This window comes from Pseudomonas sp. No.117, from assembly GCF_054558395.1.
This window is the reverse complement of sequence record NZ_BAAJNP010000001.1, coordinates 392821-409250: the sequence shown is the minus strand read 5'-3', so window position 1 is coordinate 409250 and position 16430 is coordinate 392821. Positions and strand designations below refer to the sequence as shown.

General features: G+C 68.5%; 15 protein-coding genes and 1 other RNA gene. 10 read left to right on the top strand and 6 right to left on the bottom strand.

Annotated features, from left to right (window positions below):
• Window positions 1-42 precede the first annotated feature (42 nt).
• On the bottom strand, window positions 43-1203 hold the full coding sequence (gene ampC / locus ACYJP6_RS01900) for a class C beta-lactamase (protein ID WP_459472905.1): 1161 nt from the start codon (window positions 1201-1203) through the stop codon (window positions 43-45).
• Between the two features lie 171 nt (window positions 1204-1374).
• On the opposite strand from ampC, the gene ACYJP6_RS01895 reads away from it, so the two are divergent.
• Window positions 1375-2277 (top strand): D-hexose-6-phosphate mutarotase, encoded by a 903-nt coding sequence (locus tag ACYJP6_RS01895; protein WP_459472903.1) that lies wholly within the window; start codon window positions 1375-1377, stop codon window positions 2275-2277.
• Window positions 2278-2863: 586 nt separating this feature from the next.
• Here the strand turns inward: ACYJP6_RS01895 and ACYJP6_RS01890 are convergent.
• Both ACYJP6_RS01890 and ACYJP6_RS01885 read right to left on the bottom strand, forming a co-directional pair.
• Complete coding sequence (locus tag ACYJP6_RS01890) at window positions 2864-3847, bottom strand: asparaginase (protein ID WP_459472901.1); 984 nt, start codon at window positions 3845-3847, stop codon at window positions 2864-2866.
• Between the two features lie 87 nt (window positions 3848-3934).
• On the bottom strand, window positions 3935-5389 hold the full coding sequence (locus ACYJP6_RS01885) for an alanine/glycine:cation symporter family protein (protein ID WP_459472899.1): 1455 nt from the start codon (window positions 5387-5389) through the stop codon (window positions 3935-3937).
• A gap of 214 nt (window positions 5390-5603) precedes the next feature.
• On the opposite strand from ACYJP6_RS01885, the gene ACYJP6_RS01880 reads away from it, so the two are divergent.
• Window positions 5604-5679, top strand: a non-coding RNA gene (locus ACYJP6_RS01880) — sX9 sRNA.
• Window positions 5680-5804: 125 nt separating this feature from the next.
• A complete protein-coding gene (locus ACYJP6_RS01875; RefSeq protein WP_459472897.1) occupies window positions 5805-6593 on the top strand; it encodes a helix-turn-helix domain-containing protein in 789 nt (262 codons plus the stop codon).
• Here the strand turns inward: ACYJP6_RS01875 and ACYJP6_RS01870 are convergent.
• From ACYJP6_RS01870 to ACYJP6_RS01860, 3 genes are all read right to left on the bottom strand, one after another.
• A complete protein-coding gene (locus ACYJP6_RS01870) occupies window positions 6590-7798 on the bottom strand; it encodes a GGDEF domain-containing protein (RefSeq protein ID WP_459472895.1) in 1209 nt (402 codons plus the stop codon). The genes ACYJP6_RS01875 and ACYJP6_RS01870 overlap by 4 nt on opposite strands.
• A 144-nt stretch (window positions 7799-7942) precedes the next feature.
• Entirely contained in the window at window positions 7943-8161 is a 219-nt protein-coding gene (locus ACYJP6_RS01865; RefSeq protein WP_459472893.1) for a hypothetical protein, read from the bottom strand.
• A 98-nt stretch (window positions 8162-8259) separates the two neighbouring features.
• The gene (locus ACYJP6_RS01860) at window positions 8260-9693 is read right to left on the bottom strand and encodes an aspartate ammonia-lyase (protein ID WP_459472891.1); all 1434 of its coding nucleotides are present in this window, start codon (window positions 9691-9693) and stop codon (window positions 8260-8262) included.
• A 154-nt stretch (window positions 9694-9847) separates the two neighbouring features.
• Here ACYJP6_RS01860 and ACYJP6_RS01855 point away from each other — a divergent pair, with 154 nt between their 5' ends.
• The 7 genes from ACYJP6_RS01855 (at window position 9848) to ACYJP6_RS01825 (ending at window position 16078) form a co-directional block, all read left to right on the top strand.
• Window positions 9848-10750: a LysR substrate-binding domain-containing protein gene (locus ACYJP6_RS01855; protein ID WP_145008175.1), complete on the top strand. Its 903-nt coding sequence runs from the start codon at window positions 9848-9850 to the stop codon at window positions 10748-10750.
• Between the two features lie 110 nt (window positions 10751-10860).
• Window positions 10861-11799 carry a 4-hydroxyproline epimerase gene (locus ACYJP6_RS01850; protein WP_459472889.1) on the top strand — a complete coding sequence of 313 codons (939 nt, stop codon included), beginning with the start codon at window positions 10861-10863 and terminating at the stop codon, window positions 11797-11799.
• Window positions 11796-12911, top strand: a complete 1116-nt coding sequence (locus ACYJP6_RS01845; RefSeq protein WP_459472887.1) for an NAD(P)/FAD-dependent oxidoreductase — start codon at window positions 11796-11798, stop codon at window positions 12909-12911. Before ACYJP6_RS01850 ends, ACYJP6_RS01845 begins: the two co-directional genes overlap by 4 nt.
• Window positions 12905-13141 (top strand): (2Fe-2S)-binding protein, encoded by a 237-nt coding sequence (locus tag ACYJP6_RS01840; protein ID WP_459472885.1) that lies wholly within the window; start codon window positions 12905-12907, stop codon window positions 13139-13141. The genes ACYJP6_RS01845 and ACYJP6_RS01840 overlap by 7 nt, the downstream gene beginning before the upstream one ends.
• Entirely contained in the window at window positions 13138-14373 is a 1236-nt protein-coding gene (locus ACYJP6_RS01835) for an FAD-dependent oxidoreductase (RefSeq protein WP_459472883.1), read from the top strand. Before ACYJP6_RS01840 ends, ACYJP6_RS01835 begins: the two co-directional genes overlap by 4 nt.
• A complete protein-coding gene (locus ACYJP6_RS01830) occupies window positions 14370-15161 on the top strand; it encodes an AraC family transcriptional regulator (RefSeq protein WP_058762282.1) in 792 nt (263 codons plus the stop codon). Before ACYJP6_RS01835 ends, ACYJP6_RS01830 begins: the two co-directional genes overlap by 4 nt.
• Window positions 15158-16078 (top strand): dihydrodipicolinate synthase family protein, encoded by a 921-nt coding sequence (locus ACYJP6_RS01825; protein WP_140219800.1) that lies wholly within the window; start codon window positions 15158-15160, stop codon window positions 16076-16078. The genes ACYJP6_RS01830 and ACYJP6_RS01825 overlap by 4 nt, the downstream gene beginning before the upstream one ends.
• Window positions 16079-16430: the final 352 nt, after the last annotated feature.

Here is a 16430-nt window from a genome sequence, read left to right as displayed (position 1 = left end):
GACGCTTTCGTAGGAGCGGCCCATGGCCGCGATTGGGGTACCTCACTGCACCCTGCTATCGAGCTGCTGCAAGATCCGCCACGCTGCCTCGATCCGCGCCGGGATCGGATAATTGCGATTGGCCAGGATCACCACGCCGATCTGGCGCTCCGGAATGAACAACGCATAGGCGCCGAAGCCGTTGGTGGAGCCGGTCTTGTTCAGCAGCCGTGCGCCGCTGGCAGGCAGCGGCGGATGCTGCCACTCCACTGGCTGCGGTTCCAGCGCCATCGCCGGGGTGTTGCCGGCCAGCAACTGGGTCTTGGCCAGTGGATAGGTGTAGGCCTCCCAGCCCAGGCCCTGGGTCAGGGGGCCGCTGCGGTAGTAGCCCTGCTGGGTGGTGGTGATCGCCTGGGCCAGGGATTTCGGCAAGCGCGAGGGGTTGAGGTTGGCCTCGACGAAGCCGAGCAGATCGCCCGCAGTGGTCTTGATGCCGTAGGCCTCTTCGGCATAGACCCCGGGATTGACCCGCAGTGGCTCGCCGTTCTTGCCGTGGCCCCAGGCGTAGTGCGCCTGTTCGGCCGTCGGCACTTGCAGATAGGTGTGGCTGAGGCCCAGGGGCGTCAGGAGGTGGCGCTGCACCGCCGTGGCGAAGGGCTCGTCCAGACGTTGAGCGGCCAGGGCACCGAACAGGCCGATGCTGGGGTTGGCGTAGAGACGTCGGCTGCCAGCAGGGAAGGGCGGCTGGAAGTCACGGTAGAAGGCAATGGCCTGGTCTTCGCGGGTGACGCTGTCGGGAAACTGCAGCGGCAGACCGCCGGCGCTGTAGGTGGCCAGCTGCAACAGGCTGGCCTGGCCGATGGCACTGCCGGCCAGGGCCGGACGTACTTGCGCCGCCGACTCGTCCAGGCGCAGGCGACCGGTCACCGCGGCATAGGCGCCCAGGGTCGCGGTGTAGGTCTTGCTCAGGGAGCCGATCTCGAACAGGGTGGCGGCGTCCACCGGCTGACCAGTGCGGCGGTCGGCCGTACCGAAGTAGTAGAGCCGGCGCAGGCCGGGCGCGGTGACGCCCACCGCCAGGCCCGGGATGTCCTGCTCGGCCATCACCGTTTTGACGGCTGCCCGTACCCCGTCGTCGAGGCCGGAGACGGCCTGGGCCAGGCCGGGCAAGGCCAGTCCAAGGAGCAGACCGAACGAAAGGTGAGCGCGAGGGAGACGCGACATGGTCAGTCAGTTCCTGAGGGGAAGGGCCTGGCAGTCTAGCCGACCGCTACGCTCGCGGCCTGAGAAGCAGCTAGCTGTGCGAGATTTTGCCCAGGCTGCGGTCTATGCCTGGCTGGAGCCCGGTCATGGACTGGACTACAGTCGCCTCTCACCTTTTCCAGGAGTCATCCCATGTCCGCTGCCCCCCTCGTCGAACAGATCCAACTGGGCCAACTGCCCGTCTGGCGCATCCGCGTCGGCCAGGCCGAAGCCCTGGTGGCCTGCCAGGGCGCCCATGTCCTGCGCTATGGCTTCGACGGCGAGCCGGACATCGTCTGGGGCAATCCGGAAGCCGTGTTCGAGCCCGGCACCCCGATCCGCGGCGGTATCCCGGTCTGCTGGCCCTGGTTCGGCGACCTGCTGAAGAATCCGGCCGCGGTCCAGGCCATGTGCACCACTACCGAGGACGCCCCGGCCCATGGCCTGGCGCGTCAGGTGGCCTGGCAGGCCGGGGGTGTCGAGGTGGACACCCACCGGGTGCGCCTGGACTTCCACCACCGCACCTCCGCCGAGACCACCCCCGGCTGGCCCCATGCCACCGAATTGACTCTGAGCCTGAGCGTCGGCGAGCGCCTGGAGCTGACCCTGAGCGTGCGCAACCTGGAAGATCATCCGCTGGTGGTGAGCCAGGCGCTGCACACCTATTTCGCCGTGAGCGACGTGCGCGAGGTGGGCATCGAGGGCCTGGCCAACGCCGACTACTACGACTGCCTGGACGGCTGGACCCGCAAGCGGCAGAACGGCGAGCCGACCATCACCGCCGAGACCGACCGGGTCTATGTCGGCCTGCCGGCACGCCTGGCGATCCGTGATGCCCAGTGGCAGCGTCGGCTGTTCGTCGAGACCCGCAACAGTCATTCGGCGGTGTTGTGGAATCCCTGGATCGACAAGGCGGCGCGCCTCAGCCAGTTCGCCGACGACGCCTGGCCCGGCATGCTCTGCATCGAGACCGCGCGGGTGATGGACGACGTCCTGACCGTGGCGCCAGGGGCCACGGCCGAGATGGCGGTGAGCCTGTGGCGCGAGGCGCTGTAGGGGCTGGTTAGGCGCTAGGGGCTGCCCTCACCCCGGCCCTCTCCCAGGGGGAGAGGGGGCGTTCAGGGAGAGTTTGGTGCGAAGGGCTGTTGGGCTTCAAGCGCACTCTCACCCGGCATTCTCGCTGAGGGAGAGGAGGCGCGCAGGGGGAATTTGGTGCGCAGGACTTGGGGCTGTCAGGCTTCAAGCGCGCCCTCAACCTGGCCCTTTCCCGGAGGGAGACGGGGCACGCAGGAGGAATTTGGTGCGCAGGACTTGGGGCTGTCAGGCTTCAAGCGCGCCCTCAACCTGGCCCTCTCCCGGAGGGAGAGGGGGCGCGCAGGGGGAGTTTGGTGCGCAGGACTTGGGGCTGTCAGGCTTCAAGCGCACCCTCACCCTGGCCCTCCCTCAGAGGGAGGGGGGATGCTCCGATAGAGGTTGGCGCGGGGTGATGATCGTATCGAGGGCAAGCCTGGATCCAGGCCAGGATGAAGCGGGCGAGTGTGCGGCAGAGGTCACACAGGAGCCCGCACGAAGCCGACCCAAACGCCCCCTCTCTCCCTGGGAGAGGGCCGGGGTGAGGGGGCAGCCGGCACCTAGCCGACGCTCACAACTCCTCGCACAGATTACGCCCGACCCACTCGGCTGCCGCAGCCCGGTCCAGACCGGCGCCGAGCAGGGCGTGCAGCTTGCCCAGGGCCGCCTCACGAGTCATGCCGCGACCCGAGATCACCCCTGCATCGGCCAGGCCGCTGCCAGCGGCATAGGTACCCAATTCCACCGTACCGCGCGCGCCCTGGCTGATGGCGACCACCAGGGTACCCGCGTCGCGTAGCTCGGCGAGGGCGGCGAGAAAGTCGGCGTCGTCCGCCGGGCCGGTGCCGCTGCCGTAGCATTCCAGCACCAGCCCCTGTACGCCACTGCCCATCAGACCGCGCAGGACCGCGCCATCGACACCCGGAAACAGCGGCAGCACCGCCACCCGCACCGGCTGGCGCGGCTGGTCGAAGCGCAGCGCGGCAGGTGCGGCGACGAGGGCGTCACCGCTGCGCGGCCGGGCGCTTGCCACGAAGGCTTTCCAGCCGCTGCTGGCCTGCTTGGTGCAGCGCGCCGCGGGCAGGCGTTCGCCATGGAATTGCACCTGGACTCCCGGCGCCAGTCCGCTGGCGAAGGCGGCGAAGCTGTCGGCCAGGTTGCCGTCGGCGTCGCTGTCCGCCACGCCGGCGGGCAGCATGGAGCCGGTCAGCAGCACCGGAATGGTCAGCCCCAGCAGACGGAAGGCCAGGGCGGCGGCGCTGTAGGCCAGGGTGTCGGTGCCGTGCAGCACCAGCACGCCGCGGCAGGCTGTATCGGTAGCCGCCGCCATGATCGCCTGGGCCATGCGCTCCCAGGCGGCGGGGGTCATGTTGGCGCTGTCGATCAGCGGCAGCAGTTCCTGCAGTCGCCAGGCCGGATTCCCCAGCTCCGGACGGCTGGCCAGCAGGGCCTGGATGCGCGCCTCGAAACCGGCGGCCGGAGCCAGGCCGGCGGCGGTCGCCTGCATGCCGATGGTGCCGCCGGTGTAGAGGATGTGCAGGTAGGGTGAGCTCATGAGGGACTTCCTGATAAGACTGCCCCCACACGGGGTGGGGGCAAGAAAGCGGTCGCGGTCCGGGTCAGGGCGACCCGGTGGCGGCGGTCAGTGCGCCTGGCGAGGCTGGGCGGCGCGGGCTTCGGCGACGGTGTCTTCCAGGCGATCCAGCGCCGGCCAGGCTTGGCGATCAAGGTCCAGGTCGCGGAACTGCTCGGCGTCGAACACCGGCTGGTCGACACCGGCGCGGCGCTGGGCATCGTAGTCGTTGAGCACGCGCATGCCGACCTTGATCAGCAGGGCCAGGGCGATCAGGTTGACGAAGGCCAGGCAGGTCATGGTGATGTCGGCAAAGGCGAACACCGTGGTCAGGTTCTGCATGGAGCCCCAGCAGATCAGCACCAGCACCAGGCCGCGATAGCCGAGCAGCACGGCCTTGCCGCGGCCGAGCAGGTAGCGCAGGCCGTTCTCGCCCAGGTAGATGTTGTAGAGGATGCAGGTGAAGACGAACAGCGACAGCGCCACGCTGATGAAGATGCGGCCCCAGTCGCCGACCACCGCGGCCAGGGAGTTCTGGGTCAGGACGATGCCGTCGCCTTCGAAGCCCGGGGTATAGAAGCCCGACAGCAGGATCAGCAGGGCGGTACAGGTGCAGATGACGAAGGTATCGAGGAAGACACTGAAGGCCTGCACCACGCCCTGGGCGGCCGGGTGCTTGACCGCGGCCACAGCGGCGACGTTGGGCGCCGCGCCCAGGCCTGCTTCGTTGGCGAAGACGCCACGCTTGACGCCCATGGTGATGGCCGCGCCGAGCAGACCGGCGAAGGCCGGCTCCAGGCCAAAGGCGCTCTTGACGATGGTCAACAGGGTGCTGGGCACCAGGTCGATCTGGGTGACGATCACATAGAGGGTGACGGCAATGTAGGCCAGGGTCTTGACCGGCACCAGGATGTCCGAGACCGCGGCGATGCGCTTGATGCCACCGATGAACACCAGGCCCAGTAGCACGGCGAGGGCGATCCCGGTGTATTGCACCGGCAGGCCGAAGGCGTTCTCCAGCGAATGGGTCACGGTGAAGGATTGCAGGCCGACGAAGGCGAAGCCGTAGGTCACCAGCAGCAGGCCCGAGAAGATCAGCGCCATCCAGCGCTTGTTGAGGCCATGCTGGATGTAGTACGCCGGACCACCCACATAGAGGCCGTCGCCGTCGGCGCGCTTGTAGACCTGCGCCAGGGTGCACTCGAAGAAGCTGCTGGCCATGCCCACCAGGGCGGTCACCCACATCCAGAACACCGCACCGGGGCCACCCAGGGTCACGGCCAGGCCGACACCGGCGATATTGCCGGCACCCACGCGGCCAGCCAGGCTGAGCATCAGCGCCTGGAAGGAACTCAGGCCGTCGCCGCTGTTGCGCAGGGATTCCTTGAACACGGTGAACATGTGCGGGAAATGGCGGACCTGCACGAACCGCGAGCGCAGGGTGAAATAGCTGCCCAGGCCGACGATCAGCACGATGAGCACATGGCCGGACAGGAAATCATTGAGCATTTCTAGGTAGTGCATGGAAAATCCTCGAGCATGCTAGTGATGCCCCAAGGCCGGCTCGCACGCCGTGGGGCTATTATTGTGGGATAACCATGCCGGAGCCGGTTCCCGTCATGGGGAGACGACAGGAACGGGCTCTGGCATGGATCGGTCCGCGCGGATCGGGCAGTCGGAGCAGCAACAAAACTACTGCGCGTCCGCCAGGCGGGCGCGTGCAGTGCTCGGAATCCTCATGTACCACTCGTACACTGCGGTTCCTGCGCGCCGCGCGCACCCGCCTGGCAATCGCTCGCTACGTTTTGTTCACTGCTCCGAATCGGACCGGGTGCCTAGGTTCGGCTATCCCACCGGCGTGGACAATTCCGCGCCTCGCTTCAAAATGGCGCGACTTGATGCTAGTTTTCCGGCCGTCTGTCAAGTTCGGGCAGGGTTCATGAGCGACTTTTCCGCCAATCTACAGCTGCTCTGCCAGCATCACCGCTCGATTGCCGCCGTCTGTCGCGCCGTCGGCATCAACCGCGCCCAATTCAATCGCTACCTCAACGGCCAGAGCCGTCCATCGCCCTACAACCTCCAGCGGCTGGCCGCCTTCTTCGCCTTGCCGGTGGCCGATCTGCAGCTGCCGCACCGCCAGTTCGAGGCGCGGCTGGGCGAGCCGGCCGGCCGCGAGGCGGGCTGGGCCGGGCAGACCCTGGCGCTGCTGGCGAGCCGCCAGGAAGGCCTGGCGCGCTACCAGGGCTACTACCTCGAGTACTACCCCTCGTTGTCCACGCCGGGCATGGTGCTCTGCGGCCTGGTACGGCTGTTCGAGGAGCAGGGGGTCTTTCGCTACGTGCGCTTCGAGCGCCTGCGCCGCCAGGGCGAGTCCACCAGCCAGGCGCGCTTTCGCTACCTGGGCCTGGCCATGAGCCTGGAAAGCCGGCTGTTCTTCACCGACTACGAGTCCCTCACCGGCAACGAACTGTCGCAGACGGTGCTGCTGCCCAGCGCGCGCAACCGTATCGACCGGCTCAACGGCCTCAAGCTGGGCGTCAGCGCCTCCGACCGGCGCGAGCCGGCCTGCACCCGGGTGGTCTGGGAGTTTCTGGGCCTGCGACCACAACGCGGCCAGGCCTATGGCCGGGTCGGCCTGTACGACTGGCAGGATGCCCGGCTGGACGACGACCTACGCCAGCGCCTGGGCAGCGCCACGCTGGTCGAGCGGGTCTATCGCCTGGGCTAGGACCGCTCGGCGAGCCTGGTCGGCAGGCGCTTGCCGTCCTCCAGGCAGGCGCGGTCGCGACCGGACTGCTTGGCCCAGTAGAGTTGTCGGTCGGCGGCCTCGATGAGGGCCCCGGCGCAGTCCTGACCCAGGCTGCCGCAGGCACCGCCGATGCTCACGGTTACCCGGGCACCGCCGTCGAGGTTGCCCGGATGGGGAATCTCCAGCTGGCGTACCGCCTTCAGCAGGCGCTGGGCCAGGCGCTCGGCAGTCTCCTCGCAGGGGTGCCGACAGAGAATGGCGAACTCCTCGCCGCCGTAGCGGGCCAGGCAATCGTCCGTGCGCAGCTCACCGGCCAGGGCGGTGGCAACCTGCTGCAGGCAGCGATCCCCGGCCGGATGCCCGTAGCTGTCGTTGAACGCCTTGAAATGGTCGACGTCGATCATCAGCAGCAGCGCTGGCTGGGGCTGATTGCGCGGCGGCGCCGTGGTGAGGGCCTGCATCAGCGCCCGGCGATTGGCCACCCCGGTCAGGGGATCGGTGGCGGATTGCTGTTCCAGGAAGCGATTGGCGGCGGCCAGCTCCTCGTTGCGCAGCCGATCGCGCAGGATCAGCAGATAACCCTGGCGACGGGCCCTTTCCATCCAGAAGTTGGCGAGCAGGGTGAAGACCACGGTGGCGAAGGCGAGGGTGAACACCAGCGAGGCTTCCTCCGTGTTCAGCCGGTGTACCTGGGTCGCCGCCCCTATGGCCAGCAGGGCGACCACGCTGTGCACCGAGGCCTGGCGCAGGGGAGGCGCGATGCAGCTATTGGTGTAGAGGGTCATCAGCGGCAAGGTGGCCAGCCAGAGGGCACGATGGGCCGCGTCGGTGGTGACGATCTCGAACAGCGGTGGCGCATAGGCCAGCAGGCTGGGCAGGATGCCCAGCCACTCGCGCGACGGGTGCTCGGCCGGCATCAGCTTGAGCGCCAGCAACACGGCACCGCCACCCACCACGACCAGGGCGCTGAGCAGGCTGATGACCCAGAAGGCCTCGGTCATCAGGATCCAGTCCCAGACCGAGAAGCTGGCGTAGGCCAGGATGGCGACCGTCAGGCTGATGCGCAGGTGGCGCCGGCGCGAGCGGGCGATATCGCGCTGGTAGTGGCGTTCCAATAGCGGCTCGAAGCGCAGCGCCCAGAACGGGCGAGTCAGCGCTCGGTCCAGCGAGAGAATGAGGGGCATCGTGCCGTACCTGGCAGAAGGATCCGATGGGTCACTTGAGCACAATCAGTCTCTTAGCGCGATAGATGGTTCCCGGAAGGAGAAGAGGAGGCGCCGAATGGTAGCCCTTGGCTACCATTCGGTCCGTTGTGGACCTTCTGGCTTTCAACCTCCGGACTTGATACGACTCCAGGCGCGGGTACGGACCCGCTCGATGGGCCAGGCCACTTGGTGGTTACTCTGCCCTTTATCGACGGAAGCAAGGGACCGGTAGGGCGTCAGCGCCTGGGCCATCAGAGGAACGGCCCGGGCGGGCGTGTCGGCACCCAACTGCTGGAGCACCAGGGACACCAGGTTGAGATTGATCAGACCGGATTGACGCATGCGAACACTCCCCGGGGCGGTGGCAGCCTTCCAAGCAAGAAGGATACCGCGCCCGCGGGGAGTTGCCGGGGTTACCGCTCAGGTCTGGCGTGCGGGGTTCAGACCTTGGCTTTCAGTGGCACCAAACGCGGCGCGATCATGTTTTCCGGGCGCAGGATGTCGTCCAGGGTCGCCTCGTCCAAGAGGTTCTCCTCGCGCACCAGTTCCAGCACGCCGCGACCGCTTTCCAGTGCCGTCTTGGCGATGCGGGTGGAAGTCTCGTAGCCCAGGTAGGGGTTGAGCGCGGTGACCAGGCCGATGGAGTGCTCCACCTGGCGGCGGCAGTGCTCGACGTTAGCGGTGATGCCGGTGATGCAATGCTCGCGCAGCATGTCCATGGCGCGCTGCAGGAGACGGATGGAGTCGAAGATCTTGTAGGCGATCAGGGGCTCCATGACGTTGAGCTGCAGCTGGCCACCCTCGGCCGCCAGGGTCAGGGCCAGGTCGTTGCCGATGATCTCGAAGGCCACTTGGTTGACCGCCTCGGGGATCACCGGATTGACCTTGCCCGGCATGATGGAGCTGCCCGGCTGGCGCGGCGGCAGGTTGATCTCGTTGATGCCGGTGCGCGGACCGCTGGAGAGCAGGCGCAGGTCGTTGCAGATCTTCGACAGCTTCACCGCGGTGCGCTTGAGCATGCCGGAGAACAGCACGAAGGCGCCCATGTCCGAGGTGGCCTCGATCAGGTCGGCGGCCGGCTTGAGCGGCTGGCCGCTGATCTCTGCCAGGCGCTGCACGGCGAGGAGCTGGTAGCCGGGGTCGGCGTTGATGCCGGTGCCGATGGCGGTACCGCCCAGGTTGACCTCGGTGAGCAACTCCGGCGCCAGGCTCTTGAGGCGCGCCAGGTCCTCGCCCAGGGTGGTGGCGAAGGCATGGAATTCCTGACCGAGGGTCATGGGCACCGCGTCCTGCAGCTGGGTGCGACCCATCTTCAGCACCTCGGCGAACTCCACACCCTTGGCGGCGAAGGCGGTGATCAGGCTGTCCAGGCTGGCGAGCAGGGCGTCATGACCGAGCAGCAGGCCCAGGCGGATGGCGGTGGGGTAGGCGTCGTTGGTCGACTGCGCCATGTTGACGTCGTTGTTCGGGTGCAGGTGGCGATACTCGCCCTTGGCGTGGCCGAGGATCTCCAGCGCCACGTTGGCGATCACCTCGTTGGCGTTCATGTTGGTCGAGGTGCCGGCGCCGCCCTGGATCATGTCCACCACGAACTGGTCGTGGAATTCGCCGCGGATGATGCGCGAGCAGGCTTCGTTGATCGCCTGGTGCTTTTCCGCTGGCAGGTGGCCGAGACGGTGGTTGGCGTCGGCCGCGGCCTGCTTGACCATGGCCAGGGCTACCACCAGCTTCGGATAGTGCCCGAGCGGCACGCCGGAAAGGCGGAAGTTCTGCACGGCGCGCAGGGTCTGGATGCCGTAGTAGGCCTCGGCGGGGACGTCGAGAGTACCGAGAAGATCTTTTTCGAGGCGGACGGGTGATGCAGAGTCGGACATGATAGCGTTGGGCTTCGATCAGGCGGCGGGCGCCGCGATGCCTAAGAATCTAGGCCTGCCAGCCGATCTCGGCCAATGCCGATCCGCCAAGCCTCATGCCGGATCGGCATAACTTCCGTTGTGACCTCGTGAGATCCGACGACGTATGGGTGCCATGAACATCGAATTCAAATGGCTGGAAGACTTCGTCGCCCTGGCGGCTACCTACAGTTTTTCCCAGGCCGCCGAGAAGCGCTTCGTCACCCAGCCGGCCTTTAGCCGGCGCATCCGCGCCCTGGAGGAAAGCGTCGGCCTGACGCTGGTGGACAGATCCCACACCCCGGTCAGCCTCACCGAGGCCGGGCAACTGTTCCTGGTCACGGCGCGCAGCGTGGTGGAGCAGCTGGGTGAGACGGTGCGCCACCTGCACCACCTGGAAGGCGGGCAGGGCGAGGTACTGCAATTCGCCGCCGCCCACTCCCTGGCGCTGGGCTTCTTCCCGCAATGGATCGCCGGCCTGCGTGGCCAGGGCCTGGCGCTGGCCAGCCGGCTGGTGGCCACCAACGTCGGCGATGCCATCCACGCCCTGCGCGACGGCGCCTGCGACCTGATGCTGGCCTTCCACGATCCCGACGCCGCCCTGCAGATGGACCCGGAGCTGTTTCCTTCGCTGCACCTGGCGCACACCGCCATGTTGCCGGTCTGCGCCACCGACGGCGAAGGTCGGCCGCTGTTCCAGCTGGACGGGGAGGGCAGCGTGCCGCTGCTGGCCTACAGCGCCGGCGCCTTCCTCGGCCGCTCGGTGAACCTGCTCTTGCGCCAGCGCAAGCTGCGCGCCGTCACTCTCTACGAAACCGCCATGGCCGACAGCCTCAAGACCATGGCGCTGCAGGGCCTTGGCGTGGCCTGGGTGCCGCAGCTGTCGGTGGCGGCCGAACTGGCCCGTGGCGAACTGGCCATTTGCGGCGACGCCGCCTGGCAGGTCGGCCTGGAGATCCGTCTCTACCGTTGTGCCCTGTTGCGCAAGCGGCTGGTGCAGCAGGTCTGGCGCCATCTGGAGAACCAGGGCCGCAGCTGAGGTTTCCGAAGTCACAACTATGCTGATTTCGGCATTTCAATTGCCGACGTCCTGCAAGCCTTTTCGCCGCGCCTGAGCCACACTGAGGACCTCTCTCACGGAGGTCCGCCATGCAGCGCATCCGCGTCATCGACTCCCACACCGGGGGTGAACCCACCCGCCTGGTACTGGACGGTTTTCCCGCTCTCGGCCAGGGCAGCATGGCCGAGCGCCGCAGCCGCCTGGCCAGCGAGCACGATGCCTTCCGCCGCGCCTGCATGCGTGAACCGCGCGGCAACGAGGTGCTGGTAGGGGCGCTGCTCTGCGCGCCGGTATCGCCCGCGGCCAGCGCTGGCGTGGTGTTCTTCAACGAGGTCGGTTACCTCGGCATGTGCGGCCACGGCACCATTGGCCTGGTGGTGTCCCTGGCCCACCTGGGCCGGATCGGTCCGGGCGACCACCTGATCGAGACGCCGGTGGGCGACGTCACCGCCACCCTGCACGAGGACGGCAGCGTCAGCGTGCGCAATGTGCCGGCCTATCGGTTTCGCCAGAGCGTGCAGGTGGACATCCCCGGCCACGGCCTGGTCAGCGGCGACATCGCCTGGGGCGGCAACTGGTTCTTCCTCTGTGCCGATCACGGCCAGCGCATCGCCGCCGACAACCTGGATGGCCTGCTCGCCTTCAGCCTGGCCCTGCGCGGTGCCCTGGAAGCCGCCGGCATCACCGGCGCGCAGGGCGGCCATATCGATCACATCGAACTCTTCGCCGACGACCCGGACGGCGCCGACAGCCGCAGCTACGTCCTTTGTCCGGGCCGCGCCTACGATCGTTCGCCCTGCGGCACCGGCACCAGCGCCAAGCTGGCGTGCCTGGCGGCCGACGGCGATCTCGCCCCTGGTGCCGTCTGGCGTCAGGCCAGTGTCATCGGCAGTCGCTTCGAGGCCCATTATCAGCCCGGTGATGAAGGCCGCATCCTGCCGGTGATCCGCGGCCGCGCCCACGTGATGGCCGAGGCGACCCTGCTGCTGGCCGAAGACGATCCCTTCGCCTGGGGTATCCCGGGGTGAAGCCGGTGGCGGACGTCCTCGTCGTCGGCGGCGGCATCGTCGGCGCCAGTTGCGCCGCGGCCCTGGCCGCGCGCGGCTGCCGCGTGCGGGTGCTGGACGCCGGCCTGCCTGGCGCCTCCGCCGCGGGCATGGGCCACCTGGTGGTGATGGACGACGACCCCGCCGAATTGACCCTGAGCGCCCGCTCCCTGGCGCTCTGGCGCGAGCTGGTGCCGCAGTTGCCGAGCGCCGCTGACTACCGCAACTGCGGCACCCTCTGGCTGGCCCGCGATGCCGCCGAACTCGACCTCATCGAGCAGAAGCGCGCCCGATTGGATGCCCAGGGCATCGCCAACCAGCCGCTTGACGCTGCGGCGACCGCCGCCGCCGAGCCGGCGCTGACCGCCCTGGCCGGTAGCCTTGAGGTATCCGGCGACGGTCTGCTCTATGCCCCGGTGGTGGCCGCCTGGCTGTTGCAGCGCTCGCCCCTGATCGAATTCCAGCGCGCCCGGGTGACCGCCGTCGAAGGCTCGCGCGTGCGCCTGGACGACGGGCGCTGGCTGGCCGCCGACGCCGTGGTGCTCGCCGCCGGTTTGCAAGCCGCCAGTCTCTGCCCGGAGCTGCCGCTGGTGCCCAAGAAGGGGCATCTGCTGATCACCGACCGCTATCCAGGGCAGGTCCGCCACCAGCTAGTGGAGATCGGCTACGGCGCTAGTGCCCACGCCAGCAGCGGTGCCTCGGTGGCCTTCAACGTCCAGCCGCGACCCACCGGCCAGCTCTTGATCGGCTCCTCGCGGCAATTCGAGCGCCCGGATAGGGACGTTGAGCCCGCCGTGGTCGGCCAGTTGCTGCGCCGCGCCCTGGACTTTCTGCCGGGCCTCGCTCATACCAGTCTGATCCGTGGTTGGACCGGCCAGCGTGCCGCCAGCCCCGATGGCTTGCCCTTGATCGGCGCCCATCCCGACCAGCCTGGACTCTGGCTGGCGGTCGGTCACGAAGGCCTGGGCGTCACCACTGCGCCCGCTACTGCGGAAGCCCTAGTCGCCAGTCTGTTCGGCGAACGGCCTGGGTTCCACGTGGAACCCTTCGCGCCCGGTCGTTTCGCGCCCCCCTCGAGGAGCCAGGCATGCTGACCCTCTTCATCGATGGCGAACGCCTGAACGTCCGCCCCGGCAGCCTGCTCACCGCCGCCTTGGCCAGGAGTCGCGATCCCGCCGCGCGCCGCTCGGTAGGCGGTGAAGCCCGGGCGCCCTTTTGCGGCATGGGCGTCTGCCAGGAGTGCCGGGTGCAGGTCGATGGCGTACGCCGCCTGGCCTGCCAGACCCCTTGCCAGGACGGCATGCAGGTGGAGCGACTGCCATGACGACTCAACACTGCGACCTGCTCATCATCGGCGCCGGCCCGGCCGGACTCGCCGCCGCTCGCGCCGCCAGTGGTCGCGGTCTGACCCTGGTGCTGCTGGACGACAATCCCCTGCCCGGTGGCCAGATCTGGCGCGCCCGGGCGGGTCAGGTTGCCGCTGAGGTCGGCCAGCTGCCGGCCGACGTCACCCTGCTCACCCAGACCCGCGTCGCCGCGGTCCTGGGCTCGCACCAGCTGCTGCTGGAAGACGCTCACGGCAGCCGTACCCTGAATTTTGACACCCTGATCCTCTGCACCGGTGCCCGCGAATTACTGCTGCCCTTTCCCGGCTGGACGATGCCCGGCGTGACCGGGGCCGGCGGCTTGCAGGCCTTGATCAAGGGCGGCATGGAGGTCGCCGGTGAGCGCCTCGTCGTCGCCGGCACCGGGCCTTTGCTGCTGGCCAGCGCCGCCACGGCGCGCCAGGCCGGCGCACGAGTAGCCCTGGTCGCCGAGCAGGCCAATCGCCGCGCCGTGCTCGACTTTGGCCTGGGGCTCTGGCGCTGGCCGAACAAGCTGCGCCAGGCGCTGACCCTGGCCACCCCCCGCTATAGTCCCGGCACCTGGGTCGAAGCCGCCCTCGGCACCGACCGCCTCGAAGCCGTGCGCCTGCGCCAGGGCGAACGGCGTTGGGAGATAGCCTGCGACCGCCTGGCCTGTGGCTATGGCCTGGTGCCCAACGTCGAACTGGCCCAAAGCCTGGGCTGCACCACCCTGGACGGCGCCGTGGCCGTGGATGACCTGCAGCGCACCGCTCAGCCGCACATCCTGGCTGCCGGCGAATGCACCGGCATCGGCGGCAACGAACTGGCCCAGGCCACCGGCCGCATCGCCGGCCTGGTCGCCAGCGACCAGCTCGATGCCGCCCGCGCTGCGCAGCCCGAAGCCCGCGCCTGGCGCCGCTTCGCCGCCCAACTGGCTCGCACCTTCGCCCTGAATCCGGCCATCGCCCGCCTGCCCCAGCCGGACACCCTGGTCTGCCGTTGCGAGGACGTCGCCCTCGGCGCCCTGGTCGGCCATGCCGACTGGACCCAGGCCAAGCTGCGCAGTCGCTGTGGCATGGGCGCCTGCCAGGGCCGCATCTGCGGCCAGGCCACCCGCGTCTTGCTCGGCTGGACGCCGCCGGTCCCGCGCTTTCCGCTGCAACCCACCCGTATCGACAGCCTCCTGACCCTGACCGAGGACGACGCATGAACGCCGCCGCCCACCTGGACGCCCTGAGCCGCGCCCGCCCCGCCGACCTGCCCGCGCTGCTCGCCAGCCTGAGCCTGGTGGCGCCGCTGCTCGACGCCATCCCCGGCGTGGTGTTCTTCGTCAAGGACCTGGAGGCGCGCTATGTACTGGTCAACCTGACCTTGGCCCAGCGCTGCGGCTGCGAGAGCGTCGCCGAGTTGCTCGGCAAGACCGCCGAGGAAGTCTTTCCCGCGCCCCTCGGGGGCGCCTATGCCGAACAGGATCGCCGCGTGCTGCGCGAGGGCCTGGCGCTGGACGACCAGCTGGAACTGCACCTCTACGCCGGTCGCACCCCCGGCTGGTGCCTGACCCGCAAGCTGCCGCTGCACGACGCCCAGGGCCGGCTGATGGGCATGGCCGGCATCTCCCACGATCTCCAGGCACCGGCCGCCGATCATCCGGCCCACGCCAAGGTGGCCGAGGTCGATCGCTATCTGCGCGAGCACTATGCCCAGCCGCTTTCGGTGGGCGAACTGAGCCAGCGGGTGGGACTGTCGGTCTCCCAGCTGGAGCGCCAGTGCAAGCGCATCCTGCGTCTCACGCCCCAGCAGCTGCTGCACAAGGCCCGGCTCGACGCCGCCTCGCGCCTGCTGGCCCGCGACCTGCCCGTCACCGAGGTGGCCCTGGCCTGTGGCTACACCGACCACAGCGCCTTCAGCCGCCAGTTCCGCCGTCTCACCGGCCTGTCGCCCCGGCAATACCGCGACTCTCTCAAGCCCCGTTCCCGTCTGGAGGAAACCCCCGCATGAGCACTCCCCGCGTCAACTGGAGCGGCGTCTTTCCCGCCGTCACCACCCAATTCAACGACGACTTCTCGGTCAACCTGGAGAAGACCCACGGCGTGATCAGCAACCTGGTGCGCGATGGCGTCTCCGGCCTGGTGATGTGCGGCACCGTGGGCGAGAACACCTCCCTGACCCTGGAAGAGAAGATCTCCCTGGTGGAAGTGGCCAAGGACGCCGCCGGCGGTCGCGTGCCGGTGATCTGCGGCGTGGCCGAATTCACCAGCCTCAATGCCACCCGCACTGCCCAGGCGGTGGGTCGCGCCGGCGCCGACGGCATCATGCTCATGCCGGCCCTGGTCTACTCGGCCAAGCCCCACGAGACCGCCGCCCACTTCCGCAGCGTGGCCAGCGCCCTCGACCTGCCGCTGATGGTCTACAACAACCCGCCGATCTATAAGAACGACGTCACCCCGGACATCCTCATCTCCCTGGCCGACGTCGACAACATCGTCTGCTTCAAGGATTCCTCCGGCGACACCCGTCGCTTCATCGACGTGCGTAACGAGGTGGGCGACCGCTTCGTGCTCTTCGCCGGTCTCGACGACGTGGTGCTGGAAAGCATCGCCGTGGGCGCCGAGGGCTGGGTCTCGGGCATGTCCAACATCTTCCCCACCGAAGGCGAAACCATCTTCCGCCTGGCCAAGGCCGGCCGCTTCGCCGAAGCCATGCCGCTCTACGAATGGTTCATGCCGCTGCTGCACCTGGACGCCCGCCCGGACCTGGTGCAGTGCATCAAGCTCTGCGAAGAACTCGCCGGCCGCGGCAGCGCCCTGACCCGTCCGCCGCGCCTGGCCCTGCCGGAGGCGGATCGCACCTTCGTCGAACGCCTGATGGCCAAGGCCCTGGAAACCCGTCCGACATTGCCGGACGTGGGGATCTGAGGCGAGCACTGCTCGCGGCCATGGCGGTCCGCCGATGCGGCCGCTCTGTAAACCGCCATGGCCGCGATAGACCGTAGGTTGGGTTGAGACGGCTGCATCGTCGAAGCCCAACGTTGCCCGGGTTCCAAGACGCCGTTGGGCTTCGCTGCGCTCAACCCAACCTACGGTGGCCTGTAGGAGCGGTGGCAACAGAGAACCAAGGGCCGCGATAGACACCCAAGCCCTTATTCCACGCCGATCCATCCCTTCTCCCGCTTGCGGGAGAGGGCTGGGGGGAGGGCGCTCTTCCCCCAATCCCACCTCATTCACCCAATATCTGCCCGCGTTTTTCGCCTTGGATCGCCGTCCATCT

Coding starts and splice junctions, on each gene's coding strand:
- ACYJP6_RS01835 (WP_459472883.1), top strand. CDS start 13,138: ATGACGACTCAACACTGCGACCTGCTCATCATCGGCGCCGGCCCGGCC.
- ACYJP6_RS01850 (WP_459472889.1), top strand. CDS start 10,861: ATGCAGCGCATCCGCGTCATCGACTCCCACACCGGGGGTGAACCCACC.
- ACYJP6_RS01865 (WP_459472893.1), bottom strand. CDS start 8,161: ATGCGTCAATCCGGTCTGATCAATCTCAACCTGGTGTCCCTGGTGCTC.
- ACYJP6_RS01885 (WP_459472899.1), bottom strand. CDS start 5,389: ATGCACTACCTAGAAATGCTCAATGATTTCCTGTCCGGCCATGTGCTC.
- ACYJP6_RS01890 (WP_459472901.1), bottom strand. CDS start 3,847: ATGAGCTCACCCTACCTGCACATCCTCTACACCGGCGGCACCATCGGC.
- ACYJP6_RS01870 (WP_459472895.1), bottom strand. CDS start 7,798: ATGCCCCTCATTCTCTCGCTGGACCGAGCGCTGACTCGCCCGTTCTGG.
- ACYJP6_RS01830 (WP_058762282.1), top strand. CDS start 14,370: ATGAACGCCGCCGCCCACCTGGACGCCCTGAGCCGCGCCCGCCCCGCC.
- ACYJP6_RS01875 (WP_459472897.1), top strand. CDS start 5,805: ATGAGCGACTTTTCCGCCAATCTACAGCTGCTCTGCCAGCATCACCGC.
- ampC (WP_459472905.1), bottom strand. CDS start 1,203: ATGTCGCGTCTCCCTCGCGCTCACCTTTCGTTCGGTCTGCTCCTTGGA.
- ACYJP6_RS01895 (WP_459472903.1), top strand. CDS start 1,375: ATGTCCGCTGCCCCCCTCGTCGAACAGATCCAACTGGGCCAACTGCCC.
- ACYJP6_RS01860 (WP_459472891.1), bottom strand. CDS start 9,693: ATGTCCGACTCTGCATCACCCGTCCGCCTCGAAAAAGATCTTCTCGGT.
- ACYJP6_RS01840 (WP_459472885.1), top strand. CDS start 12,905: ATGCTGACCCTCTTCATCGATGGCGAACGCCTGAACGTCCGCCCCGGC.
- ACYJP6_RS01855 (WP_145008175.1), top strand. CDS start 9,848: ATGAACATCGAATTCAAATGGCTGGAAGACTTCGTCGCCCTGGCGGCT.
- ACYJP6_RS01825 (WP_140219800.1), top strand. CDS start 15,158: ATGAGCACTCCCCGCGTCAACTGGAGCGGCGTCTTTCCCGCCGTCACC.